Genomic DNA, 23,078 nt, shown 5'->3' with positions numbered 1-23,078 from the left:
ATAATGAGCGGAACTAAGTCAACATATCGGCAAATTGCAAAAACTACATCCATCTTCGGTGGCGTTCAAGTGCTTTTAATATTAACATCGATAATTCGTGGTAAATTCGCTGCCGTGTTTTTAGGGACAGCAGGAATGGGGGTATATGCTTTGTTAAATTCTGCATCTACCATTTTAATTCAGATTTCCAGTATGGGAATTAATTTTAGTGCTGTTAGAGATATTTCACAAGCAACTGAAAATGGAATAGACGTAAATAGAAAGTTGACAGTCTTTATTCGATTGGTAACGGCTTGCTCAATTTTCGGCTTAATTTTAACCTTTATTTTTTCCAGTGTTTTAAGTAAGCTATCATTCGGAAGTTACGATTATTCAGGCACATTTATGTGGCTTTCCATTGCGGTAATGCTAAACATTTTAAGTAACGCCACTACTACGATTCTTCAGGGATTGAGAAAACTTAAAGAAATGGCGAAAGCATCGTTGGTTGGAGCGGTAACCAGTGTCATTTTTTGTGTTCCTCTATACTATTATTTTAAAAATTCCGGAATTGTAGCTGTATTTATCGCGGCCGCTATTGTAACGGTGTCTTCTGGATTATACTTCGTTTTAAGAACGGGTATAGTATTTCAAAAGATATCTATTCGCGATACATTTAAAGATGGTTCAGAAATGATTGGTTTGGGATTAGTATTAATGATATCTAGTTTAATTGGGTCTGCAGTTAGTTATGGGACCGACGCTTTTATAAGGCATCTTGGTTCATTATCTGATGTGGGTCTTTACGGAGCAGGGATTAGTATTACAAATCAGTATATAGGAATTATTTTTACGGCGATGTCTGTTGACTACTTTCCAAGATTATCTGCTATAGCACATGATAACATTAGGGTAGCCGAAACAGTTAATCAACAAGCTGAAATGGTTGTCCTCTTATCTACTCCTTTACTAATTTTTATGATGTTGACAGCTCCTGTGTTAATTAGAATACTGCTTTCAACTCAGTTTTTACCTATCTTGGATTTTGTTCTTTGGGTGGCATTTGCAATGTTGTTTAAGGCAGCATCTTACTCGGTCGGTTATATTTCTTTTGCAAAGGGTGATAAGACGACCTTCTTTATTTTTGAAGGAATAATAAACAGCGCAATGTTCTTAATAGCAAATATCTGCGGGTATAAAATTGGAGGATTAATTGGAGTAGCAGTAGCTACCTTAATTTGTTATCTTATCTATAATATTACAGTTAGTATTGTTGCATTTAAAAGATACGAATTTGCATATACCAAAGATTTTCTAATAATATTTGGTATATCGATATTATTAGCAGCAATAGCCCTTATCACATCATTGTTATTGAAAAATTTGTATGGTTATGGTATAACAACAGTCATCTTGATATTATCCATTCTTTATTCTTATAAGCAGTTAAATGAGAGAATAAGGTTCAAAGATTTGATCTCCTCAAAGCTAAAACAGAAAACCGCTTAAGATATTTTTATTTAATGTTTCTTTCCTAATGAACAATCCATTAGTATCTATTATTGTCCCTTCATACAATCATGCCAATTACGTTGAAGAATGTATTCTAAGTGTGATTAATCAAACATACAACAATATACAGCTTATAGTAATCGATGATGGTTCTAAAGACAATTCAGTAGAAATATTAAAACGGCTTCAACTAAAGCACGACTTTATATTGGACACTCAAACTAATATGGGCCTATCCAAAACGCTGAATAAAGGAATTAAGAATCATGCAAAAGGTGAATTTATTTGTTGTCTGGCATCTGATGATTATATGATGCCAGATAAAATAAAATTACAAGTAGACTATCTGCAAAACAATCTCAACATGGGGTTTGTATTTGGTAAGGCTTACAAAGTGAACGATTCAGGGGAGATATTTGGTAAATTGCCCGAAGTCAAATTGCCGAACCTCAATTTCTCATCTCTTTTGCTAAGTAATTATATACCTGCTTTAACGGGAATGATTAATCGCAAAGCTCTTGATGAAGTTGGACTTTATGATGAAACCAGCTATATAGAAGACTGGGATATGTGGCTTAGAATAGCTGACAAATATTCATTCGGGTTTGTTGATGAGTACGTGGCTTATTATAGATTGCATAATAGTAACATATCTGGTAATTATGGCAAAATGATAGCATCAAAAAAGTATATCGTTAATAAATGGAGAGGGCATAAGTGTTATAAGAGAGCTTATGATGCGGTTCTGTTAGAAGAAATTGATATAGCATCGATATTACAAAAACGCGAAGCTATATCGTTGATAATTAAAGAAATAAGGTTGATAAGAAGAATGCGTTATTTGAAGGCGATTGTTAAATTATTCTTTAAACACAAAATTTAATTGTAAAATATGCTTTTTAAAGATTGAATTTATGAACACTCAGCTTAAGGCGCTTTAAAAGACATTTTCAAGATGGGGATAGTAACAGAAAATTATCAATCACAGTTAGTTTTATTGAACTATAGATTAACCTAGCTAACTAAGGAGAATAAAATACTGTTTATTTTATTTTTTATTTATTGCTTTATGTGTTATAATTGATTGCGTTATGGTTATAGAGTCATACTGGAAAGTACAAGCCGCGGTGAAAACTTTCAGCTCCAACATGTAATTGGGCTTGTCGTTCACCCGAAAGTGGTTCTCGGAGGAAATTGTGTGTTAGGCATTGTGTAACAATTGATAATTAGGTGATAAACTTTGATTTGCCCACCATTGGAAATAACGTAAATATTAGCGCAAACAGTTCTATTTTAGGTAAGATTGTAATTGTGGATATATTATAATTGGTGCTGGCCTTGTGGTTATGAAAACGTGCCAATAAACAGCGTTGTTGCATGTAATCCGGCGCGCATAATAGGGATCTTATAAAATGACCAATATACTCTATATTTTTAGAGGCGAACACGCATCAGGCGTAGAAAGAGTTATGGAGCGCTTAATCAGCCACAACTCATACAAGGCTAATGCGCACATTATTGTATCACGCGGCAATTTTGCTCCCATAGTAACGGCAGGAAAGCTGTGTAAATCTCACAACTTTATCAGTTGGAAAGCTCAATCGTAAATATATAATTAAAGTGCAGTCCGGGTTGATAATTACAGAACTAGAGGCAGGCTAAAAAGAAATAAATGTATTATAAAATTGCTAAAACATTGCTTTATCAGGCCGCCGCTGCTGTACGCATGCGATTTCGACTGGCATATTTACAAAGCTATTTTGATTGCTATATGCACAGAACTACAACAATAAACTTTGATGTTTTGGCCGATGTTAAAATTGGTAGTAAAGTAGCAATAGGTGCAAATAACATTATTCTGTGCACAAACGAAGGGTGTAAAAGCAGCAAAAAATCGACATTGACTATAGGGGAACGGACGTCAATAGGCGAGATGAATAATATTCGTGCAAGTGGTGGCGATGTTATAATCGGTACCGATTGCCTGATTTCTCAATATGTAAGTATCATCGCCAGCAACCATTCTACCGGATTGAACGATTGTGTTAAGGATCAGCCATGGGACGACGAAAAAACTGGGGTGACTATCGGTAATGATGTTTGGATTGGCTGCGGAGCAAAGATATTGCCCGGCGTTACCATAGGCGATGGGGCGGTAGTTGCCGCTGGCGCAGTGGTGGTAAAGGACATAGCGCCCTACACCATCAACGGGGGCGTTCCGTCTAAGTTTATTAAAGCAAGGGCGTAATCAAATGAACACTAGGAAGATACTTTACGTGTTCGGCTCATCGAACTACTCGGGGGCCGAAATCGTGATTACCCGTCTGATGGAGAAAAACCCGCTGGTAGAGCCGACAGTGCTTTGTCCCGATGGGAGCTTCGCAGATCTGCTGAAGAGCAAAAGCATCACTGTCAAAAGCCAAAATGCGCTCAAAGCGCTCAACCGGGCAAATGTACAACGCAGTAAATTGGCAACCTTGCTTATCTTCGCAAGCAATTTCCTGCTGATAAATGCCACGGTTTTCTTCCTGATACTGAGGCGCAGGTTGAATATCGTGCATGCCAATAACCTATCAGCATCGGTATATATTTTGCCGCTCGTAATCGTGTTCAAGGCCTTGAGGTTGCCAGTGAAATTCGTATGGTCTAATCACGATTTGGTTTACCCCGATGGCCAAAAGATGGATAACCTGGCCGAGAAATGCGTTAAACATTTCGATACCACGCTGGCCGTATCGTTGGCAGTAAAGAATAAATTTAGCGCCGGTTTGCATAACAAGATTGAAATATTGTATAACGGGCTCGATTTGGAAGCCTTTAAATTTTCGGACGCATTGCGCAGCACATTCAGGGAACGAATCAGCGCAGGCGACGATATCGTTTTTGCGATAGTTGGATTAATCATCCCCCGAAAAGGCCATCTGCTATTGATGGAAGCCTTTAAAAGGCTTAGCAGGCAATACGATAATATCCGTTTACTTATCGTAGGCAAATTCTTACCCGTAGAGCACGATTATGAATTGGCCGTGCGCGCCCAAGTAGATAACAAAAACATATTCCTGCAGGATTATACCAATAACGTAGTAGAACTGTACTCGGGCATCGATGTGCTAGTAAACGCCAGCCTGCCCGAGATGAGCGAACCCCTGGGCACTACCATTTATGAAGCCATGGCAATTAACCGTATAGCCGTAGCATCTGATACCGGCGGATCGCCTGAAATCATTACCGATAGGGTGGACGCCTTTTTATTCAGGGCGGGAGATGTTGCCGCATTAGAGTTTGTTTTGGCCAACATCATAAACAATTGGGATAAATTAGATGGAATAAGGGATAATGCACGTAAATTAACCGAGGAAAAATTCAATATCGACGCAATGGTGATGAACTATAATACGATATTAAAAATAGCTTAGTACGGCAATGCTTATCATCAACATAGTTTTCCCGATAATGATATTCGCACTTTCGATATACCTTACTAAAGATAAGTACAACGTTTTTTTGATTGCCAATGTAATCGGGCTTTCCACCACCTTCCTGCTCCCCGCCGTGGCCGACATTATCGGCATGGATATCATCAAATCGGCCATCGGCATCTCATTCAACATCGTATCGTACACCTCCCTATTCGTTTTTTATTTGGCGGGTAGGTACTATGAAGGGAACCCGCCCCCGGTAAGCTATACCTACGCCAAAATATCATTTTTCAAGAACTTGTACCGGTTTAGCTTGGCTACCAATTTGGTCTTTATTATGTATATGGTGGCGGTCTATGGCTTTTCGGGCGCGTTCATCAATTCCCGTTTCGTGGTGTACACCGAAAGCAGGGTAGGCACGGGGCACATTTTCTATATAGCTGGGACGTTTTTCAATATCTACGCCCTTGTTGGCTTGTTTTATAATAAGCGCAAATGGCTGCATATCTTAAGCTGCATCGTTTTCGCCTTACCGTATGGCAGTAAGACCAAAATGATTACGGTTTTCATTTACCTGTTTGTCTACATTTTTATGGTGGATGAAAACAGGGCCAAATACCGGCGGAACAGGTATTTGGCGATAATTGCCGTTGTGGTGCCGCTAATCGTTTTCGCGCTTTTCTGGATTACTACTTTCGATTTGGATAGCGTGCAGATATTGCAGTTGGCCTTGGGTTTCGGTAATGAATACCAAACCAACTTCAATGAATTGATCTTACATTTCCATGTGCATTTCAAGGAGGGGTATCAGCACGGCCGTATTTTGTTAGAAGAGGCGTTTTACCCTTTCATTCCCAGGGCATTGTGGCCGGGCAAACCACTATATTTTGGTTCCTTGTTTATTTCTTACAAAGTTTACCCCGAAGTTACCGAGCTTAACCTGGGCGCGCCGTCATTTGGGCCGTTCGGGCAGGCATATGTAGATTTCGGCTTGTTCGGCTTGCTGCAAATCGTTTTCCAGCAGGCAATCTTGGGTTTCTTCATGGGTAAGTATGAGGTGCAGGTACAGCAACGGAAAGATGTTAGGGCATTCATATTGCTTATATGCGTAGCTTTCGGCGGTATATTCGGGCTGGGCGGCGCTACCAATCCGTTGGTGATGATGGTGATGAACCTAATATTCGCAAAATGCCTTATTTTCGCCTCGCGTATCGTGCTCAGGAAATACCAGCCGCAGCTATAATAAACAAAAAGGGACAGGAAAATATAATGAACGTATTTGCAGACGGCAGGTGGGCAGGAGATACAGGGATTGGGCGCTTATATAAGGAGGTGATTAGCCGTACGCCCGAATCCATCAATCTTTCGGTTTTGGAAAGCGATTTTAAGCTCGGCCACCCGCTTAGTCCCTGGTATTTGGGCAAGCAGGTAGAACAAAACAACAGCGATGTGTTTTATTCGCCCTCGTATATGCCGCCCTGGCACTCGGCCATCCCATTCGTCATCACCATACACGATCTTAACCATCTATATTACTATACGCGTTTCCATAAGCTGTACCTCAAGCATTTCATAGCCTACTTGGCTACGAGGGCTAAAAAGGTAATTACGGTATCTAATTACACCAAAGCCGAGATCGTAAAGGCCTTAAAGCTAAACCCAGGTAAGATAGAAGTGGTGTACAATGGCGTAGAGCCGGTTTTTGCGGCGAACACGGAATCATTGAACTTTGGCCGCCCGTATTTCTTTTATATCGGCAACCGCAGGGGCTATAAGAATATCCACCGGATGCTGGCCGCTTTTGCAGCAGCAAGGATACCAACCGACTACATTATCGCCTTATCGGGCAACACGGACGGTGAGATTGAAGCAGCCATAACTTCGTTGAGCCTGAATGAACGGGTTAAATTCCTGGGTAACATCAGCGAAGCAGAATTACCATCGGTTTACAAAGGTGCGTATGGGCTGCTGTTCGTATCATTGATGGAAGGCTTCGGCCTGCCCGTTATCGAGGCCATGGCATCGGGCACGCCGGTGATTACCTCCAACATTACCTCGCTGCCCGAGGTAGCTGGCAATGCAGCGTTGCTAGTTAATCCGCTCGAGACGGCAAGCATCGCGACAGCCATAGAACAATTAGTTGACGATAGCGGCCTGCACACACAGCTAAGCGCTGCAGGCCGAAGGCAGGCCGGCAAATTTTGCTGGGAAAACACCGCCAGGCAAACCTGGGATATTATATTAAAGTAAAACTTATTGCAGCAATAATCATTAGTCAGTGATGTACGAAAATAAAGAAGGAGCACGTTTTGGACGCTAAATATGCCGTTTGCATACCCACCTATAACGCAGGCAGCCTGTGGGAAGAAACGTTGAAATCAGTAGTGATGCAGGATTTGGTAGGTTTCCACAAGCTCGTGGTAGATTCGGGTTCTACTGATAACACTGTGACCTTGGCCGAACAATACGGTTTTACGGTAATAAAGATAGATAAATCCGAATTCAACCATGGCGCAACCCGGCAGATGTTGGCAGATAACACACCAGTCGCTTGCGAAATCTGTATTTTCCTGACTCACGATGCCATCCTGGCAACGTCGGACAGCCTCAGCAAGCTCGTCGAAGCTTTCCATGATGCCGAGGTTGGCATCGCTTACGGCAGGCAGTTGCCTAATAAAAACGCCACGCCTTTAGAGGCGCATTTACGTTCGTTCAATTATCCCGCAGCGTCCAATGTGCGCTCGTTAGCGGATAAAGAGAAGCTTGGCTTCAAGGTGTTTTTTTGTTCTAATTCTTTTTCGTCGTACCGTAAAACGTCATTACAAGCAATTGGTGGTTTCCCAACGGAATCTATCATGGGCGAAGACGCTATAGTAGGCGCAAAGATGATCAAAGCCGGTTTCAGGATAGCTTATGTGGCCGAAGCCACCGCTCACCACTCGCACGATTATAAAATTTCAGAGGAATTCAAGCGTTACTTCGATACCCGCGTTTTTCACGAGCAGAACGACTGGCTAATCAAAGAATACGGCAAACCCACGGGCGAGGGGCTGAAATTTGTGAAATCGGAACTCAAATATGCCTTCTTTCAGCACCAGCGGTACATAGTTAAATCAATTGCTTCTATCTTTGCTAAATGGTTGGGCTATAAAATGGGAGGGGCCTATAAAATAATGCCGCTTAGCCTCGTTAGGAAGCTATCGATGCATAGGTACTATTGGCACTAAACAAAGGCCTTGTAGCTGAACAATATTTAGTAAATGTTTTTAAGGCAGTAGTTACCGGCTATATTAGCCCGGCCGCTATCTTCAACATATCATATGAAATATAAAATTGACACTGCCATTAACGTATTAGTAATCGGCGATCTCATGATCGACCATTACATTTACGGCAACTGCAACCGTATATCGCCCGAAGCACCAGTGCCGGTTGTAGAAATTATACGCGAGCAGCACTTGTTGGGCGGTGCAGGCAACGTATTGAAGAACCTGATTGCATTTGGCTGCCTGGCTGATATTGCCGCCGTAGTAGGCGAGGATGACAACGCGGCAATAGTATTGAGCGAACTAGCCGCATCCAATATTAGCGGAAAGGGCATCTTTAAAGATGCGGAGCGTTGCACCATCATAAAATCGAGAGTATTGGTGGCCAATCATCAGCTTATCCGGTTAGACAAAGAGATAACCAAACCTATCAGTTATCAAAAAGAACAGAAGGTACTTGCCTACCTTAAAGAGCATATCAAAAACCATCATATCGTTTTAATATCCGATTATGATAAGGGTTTACTTACGCCGACTTTGCTTCACGGTATTTTTACCCTTTGCCGAGAATATGGCATCCAAACAATCGTAGATCCCAAGGGGGCGGATTTCGCTAAATATAAAGGCGCAAACACTATTAAACCTAATCGCAAAGAAGCCGTGGCAGCATCTGGTATAAATATAAAAGATTACGACAGCCTTGGCCTGGCCTGTGCCAAAATACAAGAGATTACAGGCTGCGATAGCGTGATTATCACCATGTCTGAAGACGGGATTGCCATTTACGATGCGCAAGGATTACAAATTATCCCAACAAAGGCTCTGGATGTAATAGACGTAACCGGCGCGGGAGATACCGTGCTGGCATCGTTGGGCGTGGCGATAGCATCTGGTAATAGCCTTTACGATGCCTGCAATTTTGCTAACCACGCAGCAGCTGTAGTAGTAAGCAAAGTGGGGAGCGCTACGGCTACTTTGCCCGAAGTGGAACATAAATTCGAGAATTAAGCATTGTGCAATATGGATAGCAATTCGGCCATAATCGTTACAGGCGCAGCGGGTTTTATCGGTTCGTGCATGGTGCAATATTTGAATGAGCATGGCTTTACTAACCTTATTTTGGTAGATGATTTTGGTGCTGATGACAAACAAAGCAACTGGCAAACCAAGAAGTATAAGAAGTTAGTACAGCTCGATATGCTGTTCAAGTGGCTCGAAGGATACGAAGGCCAAATAGCCGCCATCATTCACCTCGGTGCGCGCACCGACACCACTGAATTTGATTACGCGGTTCACCAGAAGTTGAACGTAGATTACTCTATTGCTGTTTGGAACTACTGTACAGTCAACAATGTGCCGCTAATATACGCTTCATCAGCTGCCACCTATGGCGCCGGCGAATTGGGGTACGACGATAATCATGAAGTTGTTGAAGCGTTAAAACCGCTCAATCCCTATGGTATCAGCAAAAACGAATTTGATAAATGGGCTTTAAAGCAGGATGCACAGCCACCAAGCTGGACAGGTTTGAAGTTCTTTAACATTTACGGCCCAAATGAATATCATAAGGCCCGTATGGCCAGCGTGATATTTCACTCCTTTAACCAGATCAATAAAGATGGCGTAGTGAAGCTTTTTAAAAGCCACCGCTCGGATTTTGAGGACGGTCAACAACTGCGCGATTTTGTGTATGTAAAAGACCTGCTTAAGGTGATAAACTGGATGATGGTAACTATGGTTGACGGCGACTGGGCCGAAGAAAAAAATGGGCTTTACAATCTGGGCACCGGCGAGGCACGAAGCTTTTACGACTTGGTTGCTGCCACTTTTAGCGGCCTTGATAAAGAAACTGTAGTGGAGTTTATTGATATGCCAATTGATATCCGCGACAAGTACCAGTATTTTACCGAAGCAAACATGCAAAAACTACATGCAGCCGGTTACAACGATAAATTTTACACGCTGGAAGATGGCGTAGACGATTACGTACGAAACTATTTATCGAAACAAGCATTTTATTAGTATGGAACAATATATCGCATCGCTTTTTGAAGAACACATAAACGTTGCAAAAAAAACGCTGGCAACTTTAAACGGCGATATTGCAAGGGCCTGCGAAATAGTAGTAGCCTGTAGCAAAAACGGCAAAAAGGTACTGCTCTTTGGCAACGGCGGTAGTGCGGCCGATGCGCAGCATATAGCTGCGGAGTTTATAGGCCGGTACGTAAAAGAAAGGCGCTCATTGCCCGCTATAGCACTCACTACTGATACCTCCGCACTAACCGCAATAAGCAACGATTACGGGTACGACCGTGTGTTTGAAAGGCAGGTTGAAGGCCTTGCTGTTGCTGGCGATGTATTGATTGGTTTATCTACCAGCGGCAATAGTCCCAATGTGGTCAAAGCGCTCGTGGCTGGTAAGGCGGCAGGCTGCGTAACCATCGGCTTATCCGGCCGCAACGGAGGGAAAATGAACGATTGCTGCGACGTAAACATCGTTGTGCCATCAGAAATCACGGCCAATATCCAGGAAATGCACATCCTCATAGGCCATATTATCTGTGGCGCGGTCGATGATGCTTTTTAACCGGGCGCATCGTATTTTGCATTAGCAAACAATCGGCTCCCAATTTTGTCGTAAAGTATTCCTCGTTAAGATTGCGGCATTGTTTTGGTAATAATGTTGTTAACAAATACCTGCCATGCGGGTTTTTGTTGTAAAAAACGTACTTTTACTACACCTTACCGGATAAACATATGACGACACGATACTCGAAGCAACTGCCGGGTTTTGTATTTCTAAGTGACCTGCTATTGTTGAATCTTGCGTTGTACAATGCGCATTTTTTCGTATTCGGTGCATTCATTCCGCAAAGTAATTCGCTCACTTTCATATTGTTGGTAAATATTGCATGGGTAATGGTTTCTGCTTTATCGAGGAGTTTTTACGTGTTCAGGCCTCTGCAATTGAGGGACAACATCAACAAGTTCCTCCTCACGTTGATATACCACCTGTTATGTGTTTTTGCCATTATTTATTTCTTTAAGATATTCGATATATCCCGCTCCGAGGTAATGCTCAGTTATAGTCTCTTTTTTGTGTTTGTAGTGATACAAAGGTCGGCACTGTTCTTTTTTTTGGACTATATCCGTAAAAAAGGATACAATCATCGCCAGATCATCATTATCGGCGACAAGAATATTTCAGATCGCCTTGTAAAATCTTTTTCGCAACATCCCGAGTATGGTTATGACCTAAGCGACTTTATTTCTGACGACGAAATAGCAGCGATCTCTGAAGACGAACTGATACGTGGGCTGGTAGAGAAGGCACCTAACGAAATATTTGTTTGCTACAAACAAATGAACCCCGAGCTTTTGAACCGGCTGGTAAAAATGGGAGATGCCTACTTAATTAAGATTAAGGTAGTATCAGATTTGATACTTGGAAATAATTACGCCCATCTCGTTAATTACGATAACGTACCCGTACTGCACCTGAATTCGCACCCCGAGATTGGATTAAAGATACAGATACTTAAAAGGGGTTTCGATGTTTTATTCTCGTCTGTAGTGATGTTAGCAGGTGCGCCCGTGTTTGTGATGCTTTGTGTTGTTACCAAGCTTACCTCTAAGGGCCCCGCCTTTTTTCGCCAGGAGCGAATAGGAAAAAACGAAAAGCCGTTTTACATCTATAAATTCCGCAGCATGCGCGTAAACGCCGAATTGGCGGGCCCGCAGCTTTCTAAAGATAACGACCCCCGAATAACCAAATGGGGTATGATGATGCGCCGCACACGCTTAGATGAACTGCCACAGTTTTGGAATGTGCTAAAGGGAGATATGTCGGTAGTGGGCCCGCGCCCCGAGCGGCAGTATTACATAGAGCAAATTGTTGAGAAAATGCCCAGCTACAAAAAGCTGCTTCGCGTAAAACCGGGGTTGACTTCGATAGGCCAGGTACATTACGGCTATGCCGAAAATGTGGATCAGATGTGCGACCGCATGCGGTATGATTTGCTTTACCTGCAAAACATCAGCCTCAACTCAGATCTGAACATCATCCTCAAAACTGTCAAGGTAATGGTACAGGGGAAAGGCAAGTAATCAATGCCTGTTTTTCATGACCAATTAGGAAGGTCTGTAACCATACTACAGCCGCCGAAAAGAATAATATCCATAGTTCCGTCTCAAACGGAACTATTGTTTTTTCTGGGCCTTGAGGCCGAAGTAGCCGGCGTCACCAAATTCTGCGTTCACCCCGCAGGAAAAGTAAATGGCAAAATTAAAGTTGGAGGAACCAAACAGCTCGATTTGGAGGCCATCTATGCCCTTAAGCCAGATCTTATCATAGCCAACAAAGAGGAGAACGAGCAGAGGCAGGTAGAAGTACTGATGGCGCAATATCCCGTTTGGGTAAGCGATATTAACGATTTGCCCAGCGCGTTGCAAATGATTAGCGGAGTGGGCCAAATAACCGGCAGGGCAAAGGAGGCTGCGCTCTTAACCGACAAAATAAGACAGGAATTTGTCGCACTCGTAAGGCCGGTTACTACATTTATCAGTGCTTATTTTATATGGCGGAAACCTTATATGGTGGCCGGCAGCGGCACGTTTATAGATAGTATGCTACTGTATTGCGGCTTTACAAATGTATTTGCGCTGCCGCGCTACCCGCAGGTAACCAATCAGGAATTGATTGCAGCTGCTCCTCAACTGGTATTGCTTTCTTCAGAACCTTATCCTTTTGCCCAAAAACACGTGGAAGAAATACAAGCACTGCTGCCAAATGCTAAGATAATATTAGTAGACGGCGAGATGTTTTCCTGGTATGGAAGCCGTTTGCTACAGGCTCCTACATATTTTAAGGCTTTACTAGAAACCTTCTCTTAAATTAATAGCAATATAATGCGGTAGATAGCTAAAAATATCAAATACTGTTTTATTATTACGCATTAAAAGCTATCTTTGCACACTCTAAAAAACCAAATGCGGAAGTGGCGTAATTGGTAGCCGCACCAGACTTAGGATCTGGCGCCGCGAGGCGTGGGGGTTCGAGTCCCTTCTTCCGCACAAAAAGTAAAAGCCTTCAAAGTCATTGATTTTGGAGGCTTTTTGGTTCTTGCTATTCCTTGCTATCCACACTCTTGTGCATTCATCGTAAAAAGCTACGGCAAAAAGGAAAAATTACAGCTGGCCGAATTACCGGAACCAGTTGTGAAAGAAAATGAGGTATTGGTACAAATACATTCAGCGGGGGTCAATTTATTGGATTCACTTATCAGAAACGGCGATTTCAAATTATTTTTACCCTATAAGCCACCATTTGTAAACGGACACGACGTAGCAGGTGTGGTAACTAAGGTGGGTTCAAAAGTAAGCAGGTTCAAAATCGGCGATGAAGTGTATTCCAGGGTAGGTGATTACAGAATAGGCACTTTTGCCGAATACATTGCTGTCAATGAAGGCGATTTAGCCTTAAAACCCCAAAACCTCAGCATGGATGAAGCTGCCTCTATTCCATTGGTTGGTTTAACGGCCTGGCAAGCGCTTGTAGAGATCGGAAATGTAAAAAAAGGACAAAAAGTTTTTATTCAGGCAGGTTCCGGGGGGGTAGGTACATTCGCTATCCAGTTGGCCAAACATCTAGGTGCTTATGTGGCAACAACCACAAGCGCCACTAATGCTGATTGGGTTAAAAAGCTTGGTGCAGACCTCGTGGTTGATTACAAAACAGAAGATTTTGAAACTCTATTGAAGGACTACGATTTGGTGCTGCACAGTAATCGTGAATACCAAAATCCTTGACAAATCATTCCGCATCCTGAAAGCTGGCGGGCAGCTGATTTCATTGGTTGGGCCTCCTACGCCGGAATTTGCAGAGGAGATAGGCTTACCCTGGTATCTAAAATTGGTGACAAAGCTTCTGAGCTCCGGCGCAAAGAAAAAAGCAAAAAAAGCGAGTGCGACCTTCCGATTCTTATTTATGAGGGCAGAAGGCAGTCAACTCGCAAATATTACAGCATTGATAGAAGTAGGGGTAATTAAACCGGTGATCGATAAAATATTTGCATTTGAGCAAACTAACGATGCGTTGACTTATGTGGAATCTGGCCGCGCAAAAGGAAAAGTGGTCATCAAGGTAAAATAATAAATATTGGAATGACTGTCCCTGCCATCACAGTTGCAAAACAAAGGATAGTAGGTTATAAATTAAGACATAAGTATTTGAACCGCTTGCTTTTAAACCGCCACGTTAACCGGCTTAACATTGAACTTACTGCTTTAGGTTAGTTAGGACGCTTTGGCGGAAGCAGTATATATAATTCTGACTGTATTGCAAAAGCAATACAGTCACACCTCCGATTATGGTATAAATTAAGTCTAAACCTTTTTTAGCAAATTACTTAACACTTATGTAATGATTAACACGGCGTGCATTCTTCGTAACTTTATCATCGTTTGAATTAGTTTCACTATAATAACTTAACAATTAATAATACATGCACGAGCCCCTTATAACATATATTAATCAATATGTTTCGTCCTCACTTACAGGTGAAGAAGAAAAATTGATTATAACTTCTTTTCAACCCAAGAGACTACGGAAAAAACAATATTTTTTGCAGGCAGGGGAGGTGTGTAAGAATACAGGGTTTATTTTAGAAGGCGCGATGAGACAATATAGCGTAGATGACAAAGGGGGTGAGCATATTGTGCATCTCTATATAGAAAATTACTGGGCAACTGACCGTGAAAGTTCCATAATGCTAACCCCGTCAATATATAATATTGATGCTTGGGAAGATACCCAGTTGCTCATTATTTCCAGAGCAAACATGTTGGATTTGATGAATAAAATACCTGCCTTAGTAGAAATGATTCGTTTGATGGATGAAAGATATGCCATCGCCAATAACAGAAGATTAAGCTCCACCATCAGCAATACGGCAGAAAAACGCTATGAGGAATTTGCACAAAACCATCCCCAGTTTAATCTGCGATTCCCACAACACATTATTGCTTCTTATCTGGGGGTTACCAAAGAAACATTAAGCAGAATTAGAAAGCAATCGCTGAAATAAAGTTGGTTTTAAAGTATGGTTTCCAAAAAAGCGTTGACAAATGTCAATGCTTTTTTTTATCATTTCTCATCGTTGAAGGGCTTAGGGATAATGCAATTTTGCATTGTTAAATCAACTAAGAAATATAAATTACAGAAATGAGCAATACAAATTTTAACACCAAGCCTGCTACCGAACTTCTCCGCAAAAGTTTAGACACCTTTCTTGCCAAAGACATGAAAGGTTGGACGGAACTGTGTGCTGATGATGTGGTAGCAGAATTCCCTTTTGCCCCTGAAGGGTCACAGGCGAAGTTCGAAGGTCGTGAGTCACTTTATGCATACCTTAAAGATTACCCAAGCTATATTGACGTAAAATCTCTGCCTACACTGAAAATTTATGGTACGGATGATGCTAACGTAGCCATAGCAGAATGGAGTGCATCTGGCGTTGTGATAGGCAATGGTAATCCATACGAAATGAGTTACGCCACTTTTGTAACATTTCGTGACGGCCTGATTGTACACTATAGGGAATACTGGAACCCACAAGCTTTTCAAAAAGCGATGAGTGGAGGAAGTTTTGCCGCAGAATAACGTTGGCAGTTAAATAAGCGTCAATGCGTCAGGGAGGAACATGACCTCGATTTATCTTGCGGATTTAGCCAGAATTAAGGATTGATTACCTCTTCAAGAATGCCGTTAACGGTTTTTATATCAGGATGTAACTTCTAAGAGTGCAGGTTCGATAAGCATGATAGGAGATTTGTATAAAGCAGCCCGAAAAGGCTGCTTTTGCTGTTTTAGCACATAGGATGGTAAACGGCGGTTATTTGGCTACAGGGGCTGCTGCATTAAAACAGCGATGGGTTGCCGCCCAGCTTTATCCTGCCCAAATGCTTGTAGGCGGCTTCGGTTGCTTCGCGGCCACGAGCGGTACGCATTAAAAATCCTTCCTGTATCAAAAAAGGTTCGTAAACTTCTTCTATCGTGCCTTCTTCCTCGCCAACGGCTGTAGCAATGGTTTTAAGGCCTACCGGGCCACCTTTGAATTTATCGATAATGGTTGTAAGGATTCTATTATCCATCTCGTCCAGCCCGTGCTCATCCACGTTCAGGGCATTCAGGGCATATTTGGCAATAGCGGTGTCTATATTGCCATCGCCTTTTATTTGCGCAAAATCGCGCGTGCGGCGTAGCAGGGCGTTGGCAATACGTGGCGTGCCGCGGCTTCGGCGGGCTATCTCATATGCCCCCTCATCGCTGATAGGTGTTTTTAAGATAGATGAGGAACGCAGCACAATGGTGGTGAGTAGTTTTGCGTCGTAATATTCCAACCGGGCGTTGATGCCGAAACGTGCCCGTAGCGGGGCCGTAAGCAAGCCTGAGCGCGTTGTTGCGCCAACCAGTGTGAACGGGTTTAGAGAAATCTGCACCGAACGCGCGTTGGGTCCGCTCTCCAGCATGATATCTATCTTGAAATCTTCCATGGCCGAGTATAGGTATTCTTCTACCAGCGGGCTTAAGCGGTGTATCTCGTCTATAAAAAGAATGTCGCCGGTTTCCAGGTTGGTGAGCAGGCCTGCAAGATCGCCAGGTTTATCCAGCACGGGGCCTGATGTTATTTTGATACCTACACCCATTTCGTTGGCTACGATGTGCGATAGGGTGGTTTTGCCTAATCCCGGCGGGCCGTGTAGTAGTACGTGGTCAAGCGCCTCGCCACGTTGGCGGGCTGCCTGCACAAATATTTTTAAGTTGGCTAATATCTTATGCTGACCGGTGAAGTCCTCGAAAGCCTGCGGGCGCAATACTTTTTCTATATCGCGTTCGGCAGGGGAGAGGCGCTCACGGTCGGGGTCGAGATTTTCGTTCATTGCTTGTTAGATATTAGCGATTTGTTGATTCGAGATTAGTTAATTTCTAATCAGTAATCCTTGCTCCAAAGCTAATAAAATTAGTATAAATATCAATCCGCAAATTCATGACAAGAACAACTAACCTCTACCCACCAGCATCTAACCTTTATCCCTCCGGGTACTTCCTGAAAATACTGTTGAGTTTCATTTGCAATACGCCGAATACAGCTTCCTTGAATATCCCCTTCGACATTTTGGAGGTGCCGGCGGTGCGGTCGGTAAAGATGATAGGTATCTCTTTTACACGGAAGCCATGCTTTATAGTAGTGAATTTCATCTCTATCTGGAAAGCGTAGCCTACAAATTTTACTTTATCAAGTTGAATCGTTTCCAGCACCTTGCGACGGTAGCACATAAAGCCGGCAGTGGAATCCTGTATATCGATACCTGTGATAAAACGCACATAAACCGACGCGAAGTAACTCATCAGCACGCGGCTCATTGGCCAGTTCACAACGTTTACGCCCTTAATGTAACGTGAGCCAATTACCGCATCGTTATCATCTATACAAGCCTGGCGCAGTCGTAGTAAATCGTCGGGGTTATGCGAAAAGTCGGCATCCATCTCAAAAATATAGTCGTAATGGTTTTCGATGGCCCATTTAAAACCCCGTATGTAGGCGGTGCCCAGGCCCAGCTTACCCGCTCGTTCTATCAGGAAGAGTTTTTCACCATAATCGCGCTGCAACGACTTTACTATTTTAGCCGTTCCATCGGGCGATCCGTCGTCGATAATAAGCAGGTGGAAATCGTGCACCAACGAAAACACCTTATGAATCATCCGTTCGATGTTTTCTTTTTCGTTGTAAGTTGGTATAATTACTATACTATCAGGCACTTATCGTTTTTTTGGAATTGGGGGTAAATGTATCGGCTAAAATAACCCATTTTATTTGCAATGAAACAAAAAAACAGGAAAGCAATCGCAATCCTGTAATTGTAAGGTAATATTTTCTTTACAGGTTATTGGTATCTGCAATAACTTCGTTTTCGATATATGGGTCGGTAATGTAATTCCTTTCTTTAAGGCGCGACGAAACGATCAGAAACGCGATGACAAACACCATGATAAAAGCCACAAAAAACCATTCGTAATTGGCCCCTTTGAGGTTTTTAGCCCACCAGCCGCCGTCTTCAATAAGGCCGTTTACAACTGCAGTAATTAAATTGCCGAACGATACCACCAGGAACCAAATACCCGACATGGTGCTCTTCATTGATTTTGGAGAATGGGTGTAAGCATACTCTAAACCGGTAATTGACACCAACACTTCTGCCGCTGATAATATCAAAAATGCGAGCACCTGCCACCACATGGATGGTGCGCCACCATGATCGATGCTTACGTGCGTAAAGCCAATAACTACAAACGATAATGCAGTTAGAATTAAACCGGTACCAAGTCTGCGCAAAGGTGTGGTCTTTAATCCTATTTTATCAAACCATGGGTACACCACGTAATTAAAAAGTGGGATAAATAATAACAGGAAAATGGTATTGAATGTAGACATAGAACCGGGTTCTATCTCAAAAGAAGTAAAACCAAGGTTAATTACCCTATCCATTTTTTTGGCATACAACGTCCACTCTGACAGGCACTGATCCCAAACCGCCCAAAAAGCAAGGGCAAAAAAGAAGACTGCAATTACACGATATACTGCTTTAACGCCCTCAACACGCTCGGGATCATAATTGCTCTTTGCAATATCAAGAAACGATTGACCAGGCTTCCGCTTGCTTAAGTTGGTTAAAGCATACCAGGTAATAAACACCAGGTTATTGCGGTTTACGCCTTGCGGAGGCACTTTTACGTACTTTTTGCGGCCCATAAAAAATATGACAGTTGCCAGCGCCATTAATATCCCTGGGATACCAAATGCCCATTTGGCCCCGTAGTATTTGTAAATGGTAGGGATAGCTATTGTTGACAACATAGAGCCCGCGTTGATGCTGAAATAAAACCAGCCGTAAACTTTCGAAAGCAAATCCTGATTGCTGGAATCAAACTGATCGCCCACGTTGGCCGATACGCATGATTTGATACCGCCCGCACCTATGGCTACTACCAGCATACCTATTTCGAAACCACCCAGACTGGTATCGAACATGGAAAGCAAAAGGTGCCCGATGCAATAAACTACGGATATATACAGGATAAGCTTGTACTTGCCGGTAAACCAGTCGGCCACCATGCCGCCTACGAAGGGTAATGCGTAAGCCACCATTACAAACAGGTGGTTCAGCTTGTTGGCGTGTGCATCGGCTTGTTGCGCTAAGGCCGGATTATCTGTTGGGTTAAAAAATTGCTTTACCAAAAACAAGGTAAGTATAGAACGCATACCGTAAAAACTGAAGCGTTCTGCTGCTTCGTTGCCTATGATGAATGGTACGGCTTTGGGGAATCTCGACTTTTTAACAGGGACTTCAGCGATGCTCTCTTGCATTAGTTGTTTGGGGATAAATATTTGCCTAAAATAATACAATTATACTAATCCAGAATTTTATACCGAAATTATTACAAATTGGTATAGCAATGTTGGTTTAAAGGTTTATGCACAGGTTTAATGTTTTTTTAAGGGCACTTGTTCCCTGTCTTTTAAAGCCTGTTTCTTAGGGTCTACAAAGGTGTCGTCTTCCGGCTGCGGTATATTACGCATATCCAGGTTATCCACATAACGCCAGCGGCCATCTTTCAACTGGTAACCATCATAAGTAAGGTCGGGGCCGAAGGTATCCGGGCGATCTTTCATCTTTGGGTCTGGCGGTGAAAGGTGGTCGAAAACGATGAGATGTTGCTCGGTTACGTAACGTAAAAGCATCGATGCCTGGCGGGTGTACTCAAACACAACGCGTTTACGCACCTTGTCGTTGCCATCTAACACGCTCAAACCCAGTATAGGTTTGTTTTCCCGGTCGAACGATATTATTTCTATCACCTTTTTATTGGAGCGAATGGTGTTGCCTTTCCAACCCAGCATTACGTAATAGGGGGTAGCCGCGTTAACCTTAACAATCTTATAATACTGTGCACCAAACCACTTGCGATTGTCGGTGATGCTGTCTTCCGGATTCTTTAGCAATGGCGAGTAATCCTCCAGCGGATACATGAGCAGCTTATCGCTATTCATCTGTATAGTACCATAGAAGCGATAGCTACCATCCTGGTTCATGATATGCCAGCTGATGACGCGGAAGCGATTATCCGGCGCATTGATGATGCTGACGCTTTTTAAAGAGTCGAACCCGTAGTTAAAAGAGTTGCTTATTTTCAAGGCAGAAACCAGCGTGGGTATGAATTTATAATTGGCGGCCTTGCGGGTAAGGTCGTCGGTATCGTTAATGAACCGCTTGCCCAGTATCGCCAGGCTATCTTCATACATGCGCAACATTTTGCGGTTGCCGCTGTCGTCTGAATGCTGGGCTAAAGAAATGCTGCAAACAAATAGTAGGGGAAGAAATAGATATAAACGTTTAACCACTTTTGTATATTGAGGATATAGGGTATAACTTGAAATAGCGGAATTTATTTTGACGGATTTTTTTTGAGGTGCATGTGTCGGCGTTTTTAAATTCCTGAGCAGACTCTATTGATAATTTCTCACGAGTGCCTGAAAGCCAAATGCCTTACATATTCATGAGATGATAAAACTACCTTTTTTTACCTAATATTCTCTATCACCATAGCGCTTGCGCCGCCACCGCCGTTGCATATGCCCGCTGCGCCAAACTTCCCGTTATTCTGTTTCAATACGTTGATAAGGGTAACGATAATACGCGCACCCGATGCGCCCAGCGGGTGGCCGATAGCTACCGCGCCGCCGTTTACGTTTACTTTATCCGCATTTAAGCCAAGCAGTTTATTGTTGGCTACAGATACCACCGAAAAAGCTTCGTTTATTTCGAAGAAATCAATCTGCTGTGCAGATAACCCTGCCCTGTGCAAAGCCAGAGGGATGGCTTTTGATGGCGCGGTAGTAAAATACTCCGGCGCTTGCTGTGCATCGGCGTAAGAAACAATTTTGGCCAGCGGCTTAATACCCATATCCTCAGCTTTTTCTTTGCTCATCAGCACCAACGCTGCTGCACCATCGTTTAGGGTAGATGCATTGGCCGCGGTAACTGTGCCATCTTTTTTGAAGACGGGTTTAAGCGAGGGTATTTTCTCGAATTTTACCGCAGCCGGCTCCTCATCGTTGCTGAACAAGGTTATTTCACCTTTCTTGTCTTTTAATTCTACTGGGGTTATCTCACCGGTGAACTTGCCTGCTGCCTGGGCCGCCTGCGCACGTTTATAGGATTCTATCGCGAAAGCATCTTGTTCTTCGCGGGTTACGTTGCAATCTACTGCGCAAAGCTCGGCAGCCGAACCCATGTGGTAGTCGTTATACACATCCCAAAGGCCGTCTTTAACCAGTCCGTCGGTAATTTGCCCGTTACCCAACCGGTAGCCATTGCGGGCCTTATCCAGGTAATAGGGTACATTGCTCATACTTTCCATACCGCCTGCAAGTACAATTTCGTTATCGCCGTTGGCGATGCTTTGGGCGGCCAGCATAATTGCTTTCATGCCCGATGCGCACACCTTATTTACCGTAGTAGCAGGCAAATAGGGTAGGCCCGCAAATATGGCCGCCTGCGTAGCCGGTGCCTGACCTAAATTGGCCGATAATACGTTCCCCATGTACACTTCTTGTATCTCACCCGGCTGTAAGCCGGCCTTTTCAATGGCAGATTTAATGACTATTGCACCCAGTTGCGTGGCTGATAAATGAGCAAGGCTACCGCCAAAACTCCCGATAGGTGTACGCGTGGCCGAAACGATATATACTTCTTTCATGATTAGAGACGAATTATAATGGTGGGCAAATTTATATTTTTTGCTTTAAGAATAATGCGGTGTGGATAATTTATTATGCATGCATAATAAATTATCTTGCGTTCATGCTTAGATTGATGAGGCACTTTAAGCCTGCAAATAATATGGGTGGATGTAAGTTTGTTTCTTTTTTTGTCTAAACAATTAGACAGCGAAATCCGAACCTAAATATCGTCCTGTTTTTGAAAATCCTTTAATTGATAAAAAATACTTTTTTTAGTAAAAAGTTACAAAATCGAGGAAGTTTTCGCAGGTCGCAAAGTACCTTCAGGGGCTTATGTCGACCTGTTCGTTTCACTTGGAGTTTTCTGAAAGTAGGAGTAACCAATCATGCCTTTTTCTTCCTTGCGGCTTTCTTCCTATCGTTAAGTGCTTGTTGCAGCAAGTACTCTATCTGCCCGTTGGTACTACGGAATTCATCGGCACCCCAGGCTTCCAACTCCTTCAGTACGTCGGGGTTTACCCTCAACACAAATGCCTTTTTCTCTGCCATGCTTTGATATTTACGCGCCTGCCCCTGCAGCAGCGGAGGCTTGGGCCTGTCGTAATAAAATTGTACTAACCCCTATTAAAGCAAACAGTGGCAGGTTAAGCTTGGTTTTTTGTTGTTGAGCGCTTATGGTTACCTCAAAAGGCTTCTTAATGCTAAAGGGCTTCTGTTTCACTTCTAATATGTCGCCTTCTGTACTATTTATTAAGGTTAACGATTTGGAAAAAAGCTTCTTGTAAATAAAAGTAGCTTCAAAACCATTGTCCAGTTTCAGGCTGGTATCCCGTTTCCAATGCGATGGTTTTATACTGCCAACGGTTTTGTCCTCGCCCTCATTCAACAACATGGTATTATTGAACCAGCCTTCCATTTTCAGAGTCCATAACCCATCGGCGGTTTCGATAATGGTGTGCCGCTTCCATATACCTTTGTAGCTTAGTTTGCCGTATATAAACTGCCCGTCGGTCAATTCATAATACGGACAAAACCATTTTTGGCGGGTCACAAACAATTCGTTTGTTTTTAACTGATTGAAATTCCTGAAATCGTTCATT

22 protein-coding genes, 1 tRNA gene and 1 pseudogene are annotated in these 23,078 nt (G+C 42.9%); 17 read left to right on the top strand and 7 right to left on the bottom strand.

What is annotated here, in order from left to right:
* The first annotated feature begins 3 nt into the window (after nucleotides 1-3).
* The 17 genes and pseudogenes from E2R66_RS18735 (at nucleotide 4) to E2R66_RS18660 (ending at nucleotide 15,836) form a co-directional block, all read left to right on the top strand.
* Nucleotides 4-1,488, top strand: coding sequence for an oligosaccharide flippase family protein (locus E2R66_RS18735; RefSeq protein WP_133233355.1), 1,485 nt, complete (start codon nucleotides 4-6; stop codon nucleotides 1,486-1,488).
* A 28-nt stretch (nucleotides 1,489-1,516) separates the two neighbouring features.
* On the top strand, nucleotides 1,517-2,374 hold the full coding sequence (locus E2R66_RS18730) for a glycosyltransferase family 2 protein (RefSeq protein ID WP_133233357.1): 858 nt from the start codon (nucleotides 1,517-1,519) through the stop codon (nucleotides 2,372-2,374).
* Between the two features lie 1,161 nt (nucleotides 2,375-3,535).
* Nucleotides 3,536-3,733: pseudogene (locus E2R66_RS29310) on the top strand (DapH/DapD/GlmU-related protein); the annotation flags it as partial.
* A gap of 10 nt (nucleotides 3,734-3,743) precedes the next feature.
* Nucleotides 3,744-4,907 (top strand): glycosyltransferase family 4 protein, encoded by a 1,164-nt coding sequence (locus tag E2R66_RS18720; protein ID WP_133233361.1) that lies wholly within the window; start codon nucleotides 3,744-3,746, stop codon nucleotides 4,905-4,907.
* A gap of 37 nt (nucleotides 4,908-4,944) precedes the next feature.
* Nucleotides 4,945-6,153, top strand: coding sequence for a hypothetical protein (locus E2R66_RS18715; RefSeq protein ID WP_134737948.1), 1,209 nt, complete (start codon nucleotides 4,945-4,947; stop codon nucleotides 6,151-6,153).
* A gap of 26 nt (nucleotides 6,154-6,179) precedes the next feature.
* Nucleotides 6,180-7,160, top strand: a complete 981-nt coding sequence (locus E2R66_RS18710) for a glycosyltransferase family 4 protein (RefSeq protein WP_133233365.1) — start codon at nucleotides 6,180-6,182, stop codon at nucleotides 7,158-7,160.
* A gap of 59 nt (nucleotides 7,161-7,219) precedes the next feature.
* Complete coding sequence (locus E2R66_RS18705) at nucleotides 7,220-8,137, top strand: glycosyltransferase (RefSeq protein WP_204985957.1); 918 nt, start codon at nucleotides 7,220-7,222, stop codon at nucleotides 8,135-8,137.
* A gap of 93 nt (nucleotides 8,138-8,230) precedes the next feature.
* Nucleotides 8,231-9,184 (top strand): D-glycero-beta-D-manno-heptose-7-phosphate kinase, encoded by a 954-nt coding sequence (gene rfaE1 / locus E2R66_RS18700; protein ID WP_133233369.1) that lies wholly within the window; start codon nucleotides 8,231-8,233, stop codon nucleotides 9,182-9,184.
* Nucleotides 9,185-9,196: 12 nt separating this feature from the next.
* Complete coding sequence (rfaD, locus tag E2R66_RS18695; RefSeq protein WP_133233371.1) at nucleotides 9,197-10,198, top strand: ADP-glyceromanno-heptose 6-epimerase; 1,002 nt, start codon at nucleotides 9,197-9,199, stop codon at nucleotides 10,196-10,198.
* A 1-nt stretch (nucleotide 10,199) separates the two neighbouring features.
* The gene (locus tag E2R66_RS18690; RefSeq protein WP_133233373.1) at nucleotides 10,200-10,763 is read left to right on the top strand and encodes a D-sedoheptulose 7-phosphate isomerase; all 564 of its coding nucleotides are present in this window, start codon (nucleotides 10,200-10,202) and stop codon (nucleotides 10,761-10,763) included.
* A 170-nt stretch (nucleotides 10,764-10,933) separates the two neighbouring features.
* The gene (locus E2R66_RS18685; RefSeq protein WP_133233375.1) at nucleotides 10,934-12,283 is read left to right on the top strand and encodes a sugar transferase; all 1,350 of its coding nucleotides are present in this window, start codon (nucleotides 10,934-10,936) and stop codon (nucleotides 12,281-12,283) included.
* A gap of 3 nt (nucleotides 12,284-12,286) precedes the next feature.
* Nucleotides 12,287-13,069 (top strand): helical backbone metal receptor, encoded by a 783-nt coding sequence (locus E2R66_RS18680; RefSeq protein WP_133233377.1) that lies wholly within the window; start codon nucleotides 12,287-12,289, stop codon nucleotides 13,067-13,069.
* Between the two features lie 98 nt (nucleotides 13,070-13,167).
* Nucleotides 13,168-13,249, top strand: a tRNA-Leu gene (locus E2R66_RS18675).
* A complete protein-coding gene (locus E2R66_RS29005; RefSeq protein ID WP_240049350.1) occupies nucleotides 13,223-13,984 on the top strand; it encodes an NADP-dependent oxidoreductase in 762 nt (253 codons plus the stop codon). Before E2R66_RS18675 ends, E2R66_RS29005 begins: the two co-directional genes overlap by 27 nt.
* Nucleotides 13,965-14,327: a zinc-binding dehydrogenase gene (locus E2R66_RS29000; protein ID WP_240049349.1), complete on the top strand. Its 363-nt coding sequence runs from the start codon at nucleotides 13,965-13,967 to the stop codon at nucleotides 14,325-14,327. The genes E2R66_RS29005 and E2R66_RS29000 overlap by 20 nt, the downstream gene beginning before the upstream one ends.
* Before the next feature lie 352 nt (nucleotides 14,328-14,679).
* Nucleotides 14,680-15,261, top strand: a complete 582-nt coding sequence (locus E2R66_RS18665; protein ID WP_133233379.1) for a Crp/Fnr family transcriptional regulator — start codon at nucleotides 14,680-14,682, stop codon at nucleotides 15,259-15,261.
* A 137-nt stretch (nucleotides 15,262-15,398) separates the two neighbouring features.
* Nucleotides 15,399-15,836 (top strand): nuclear transport factor 2 family protein, encoded by a 438-nt coding sequence (locus tag E2R66_RS18660; RefSeq protein ID WP_133233381.1) that lies wholly within the window; start codon nucleotides 15,399-15,401, stop codon nucleotides 15,834-15,836.
* A gap of 257 nt (nucleotides 15,837-16,093) precedes the next feature.
* Here the strand turns inward: E2R66_RS18660 and ruvB are convergent, their stop codons facing one another.
* The 7 genes from ruvB to E2R66_RS18625 form a co-directional block, all read right to left on the bottom strand.
* Complete coding sequence (gene ruvB / locus E2R66_RS18655; RefSeq protein ID WP_133233383.1) at nucleotides 16,094-17,116, bottom strand: Holliday junction branch migration DNA helicase RuvB; 1,023 nt, start codon at nucleotides 17,114-17,116, stop codon at nucleotides 16,094-16,096.
* Between the two features lie 148 nt (nucleotides 17,117-17,264).
* Nucleotides 17,265-17,996 (bottom strand): polyprenol monophosphomannose synthase, encoded by a 732-nt coding sequence (locus E2R66_RS18650; RefSeq protein WP_133233385.1) that lies wholly within the window; start codon nucleotides 17,994-17,996, stop codon nucleotides 17,265-17,267.
* Between the two features lie 118 nt (nucleotides 17,997-18,114).
* Complete coding sequence (locus E2R66_RS18645; RefSeq protein WP_133233387.1) at nucleotides 18,115-19,602, bottom strand: POT-type proton-dependent oligopeptide transporter; 1,488 nt, start codon at nucleotides 19,600-19,602, stop codon at nucleotides 18,115-18,117.
* A gap of 117 nt (nucleotides 19,603-19,719) precedes the next feature.
* A complete protein-coding gene (locus tag E2R66_RS18640; RefSeq protein ID WP_133233389.1) occupies nucleotides 19,720-20,637 on the bottom strand; it encodes a hypothetical protein in 918 nt (305 codons plus the stop codon).
* Nucleotides 20,638-20,816: 179 nt separating this feature from the next.
* Nucleotides 20,817-21,995 (bottom strand): acetyl-CoA C-acyltransferase, encoded by a 1,179-nt coding sequence (locus tag E2R66_RS18635; RefSeq protein ID WP_133233391.1) that lies wholly within the window; start codon nucleotides 21,993-21,995, stop codon nucleotides 20,817-20,819.
* A gap of 367 nt (nucleotides 21,996-22,362) precedes the next feature.
* Complete coding sequence (locus E2R66_RS18630) at nucleotides 22,363-22,527, bottom strand: Arc family DNA binding domain-containing protein (protein ID WP_133233393.1); 165 nt, start codon at nucleotides 22,525-22,527, stop codon at nucleotides 22,363-22,365.
* Nucleotides 22,528-22,537: 10 nt separating this feature from the next.
* Nucleotides 22,538-23,077, bottom strand: coding sequence for a hypothetical protein (locus E2R66_RS18625; RefSeq protein WP_133233395.1), 540 nt, complete (start codon nucleotides 23,075-23,077; stop codon nucleotides 22,538-22,540).
* Nucleotide 23,078 lies beyond the last annotated feature (1 nt).

The sequence above is a fragment of the Mucilaginibacter psychrotolerans genome (assembly GCF_004519315.1).
In the GTDB taxonomy this organism is placed as follows: domain Bacteria; phylum Bacteroidota; class Bacteroidia; order Sphingobacteriales; family Sphingobacteriaceae; genus Mucilaginibacter; species Mucilaginibacter psychrotolerans.
This window is presented reverse-complemented; position numbering and strand designations above follow the sequence as displayed.

Coding starts and splice junctions, on each gene's coding strand:
- E2R66_RS18735 (WP_133233355.1), top strand. CDS start 4: ATGAGCGGAACTAAGTCAACATATCGGCAAATTGCAAAAACTACATCC.
- E2R66_RS18730 (WP_133233357.1), top strand. CDS start 1,517: ATGAACAATCCATTAGTATCTATTATTGTCCCTTCATACAATCATGCC.
- E2R66_RS18720 (WP_133233361.1), top strand. CDS start 3,744: ATGAACACTAGGAAGATACTTTACGTGTTCGGCTCATCGAACTACTCG.
- E2R66_RS18715 (WP_134737948.1), top strand. CDS start 4,945: ATGATATTCGCACTTTCGATATACCTTACTAAAGATAAGTACAACGTT.
- E2R66_RS18710 (WP_133233365.1), top strand. CDS start 6,180: ATGAACGTATTTGCAGACGGCAGGTGGGCAGGAGATACAGGGATTGGG.
- rfaE1 (WP_133233369.1), top strand. CDS start 8,231: ATGAAATATAAAATTGACACTGCCATTAACGTATTAGTAATCGGCGAT.
- rfaD (WP_133233371.1), top strand. CDS start 9,197: ATGGATAGCAATTCGGCCATAATCGTTACAGGCGCAGCGGGTTTTATC.
- E2R66_RS18690 (WP_133233373.1), top strand. CDS start 10,200: ATGGAACAATATATCGCATCGCTTTTTGAAGAACACATAAACGTTGCA.
- E2R66_RS18685 (WP_133233375.1), top strand. CDS start 10,934: ATGACGACACGATACTCGAAGCAACTGCCGGGTTTTGTATTTCTAAGT.
- E2R66_RS18680 (WP_133233377.1), top strand. CDS start 12,287: ATGCCTGTTTTTCATGACCAATTAGGAAGGTCTGTAACCATACTACAG.
- E2R66_RS18665 (WP_133233379.1), top strand. CDS start 14,680: ATGCACGAGCCCCTTATAACATATATTAATCAATATGTTTCGTCCTCA.
- E2R66_RS18660 (WP_133233381.1), top strand. CDS start 15,399: ATGAGCAATACAAATTTTAACACCAAGCCTGCTACCGAACTTCTCCGC.
- ruvB (WP_133233383.1), bottom strand. CDS start 17,116: ATGAACGAAAATCTCGACCCCGACCGTGAGCGCCTCTCCCCTGCCGAA.
- E2R66_RS18645 (WP_133233387.1), bottom strand. CDS start 19,602: ATGCAAGAGAGCATCGCTGAAGTCCCTGTTAAAAAGTCGAGATTCCCC.
- E2R66_RS18635 (WP_133233391.1), bottom strand. CDS start 21,995: ATGAAAGAAGTATATATCGTTTCGGCCACGCGTACACCTATCGGGAGT.
- E2R66_RS18630 (WP_133233393.1), bottom strand. CDS start 22,527: ATGGCAGAGAAAAAGGCATTTGTGTTGAGGGTAAACCCCGACGTACTG.
- E2R66_RS18625 (WP_133233395.1), bottom strand. CDS start 23,077: ATGAACGATTTCAGGAATTTCAATCAGTTAAAAACAAACGAATTGTTT.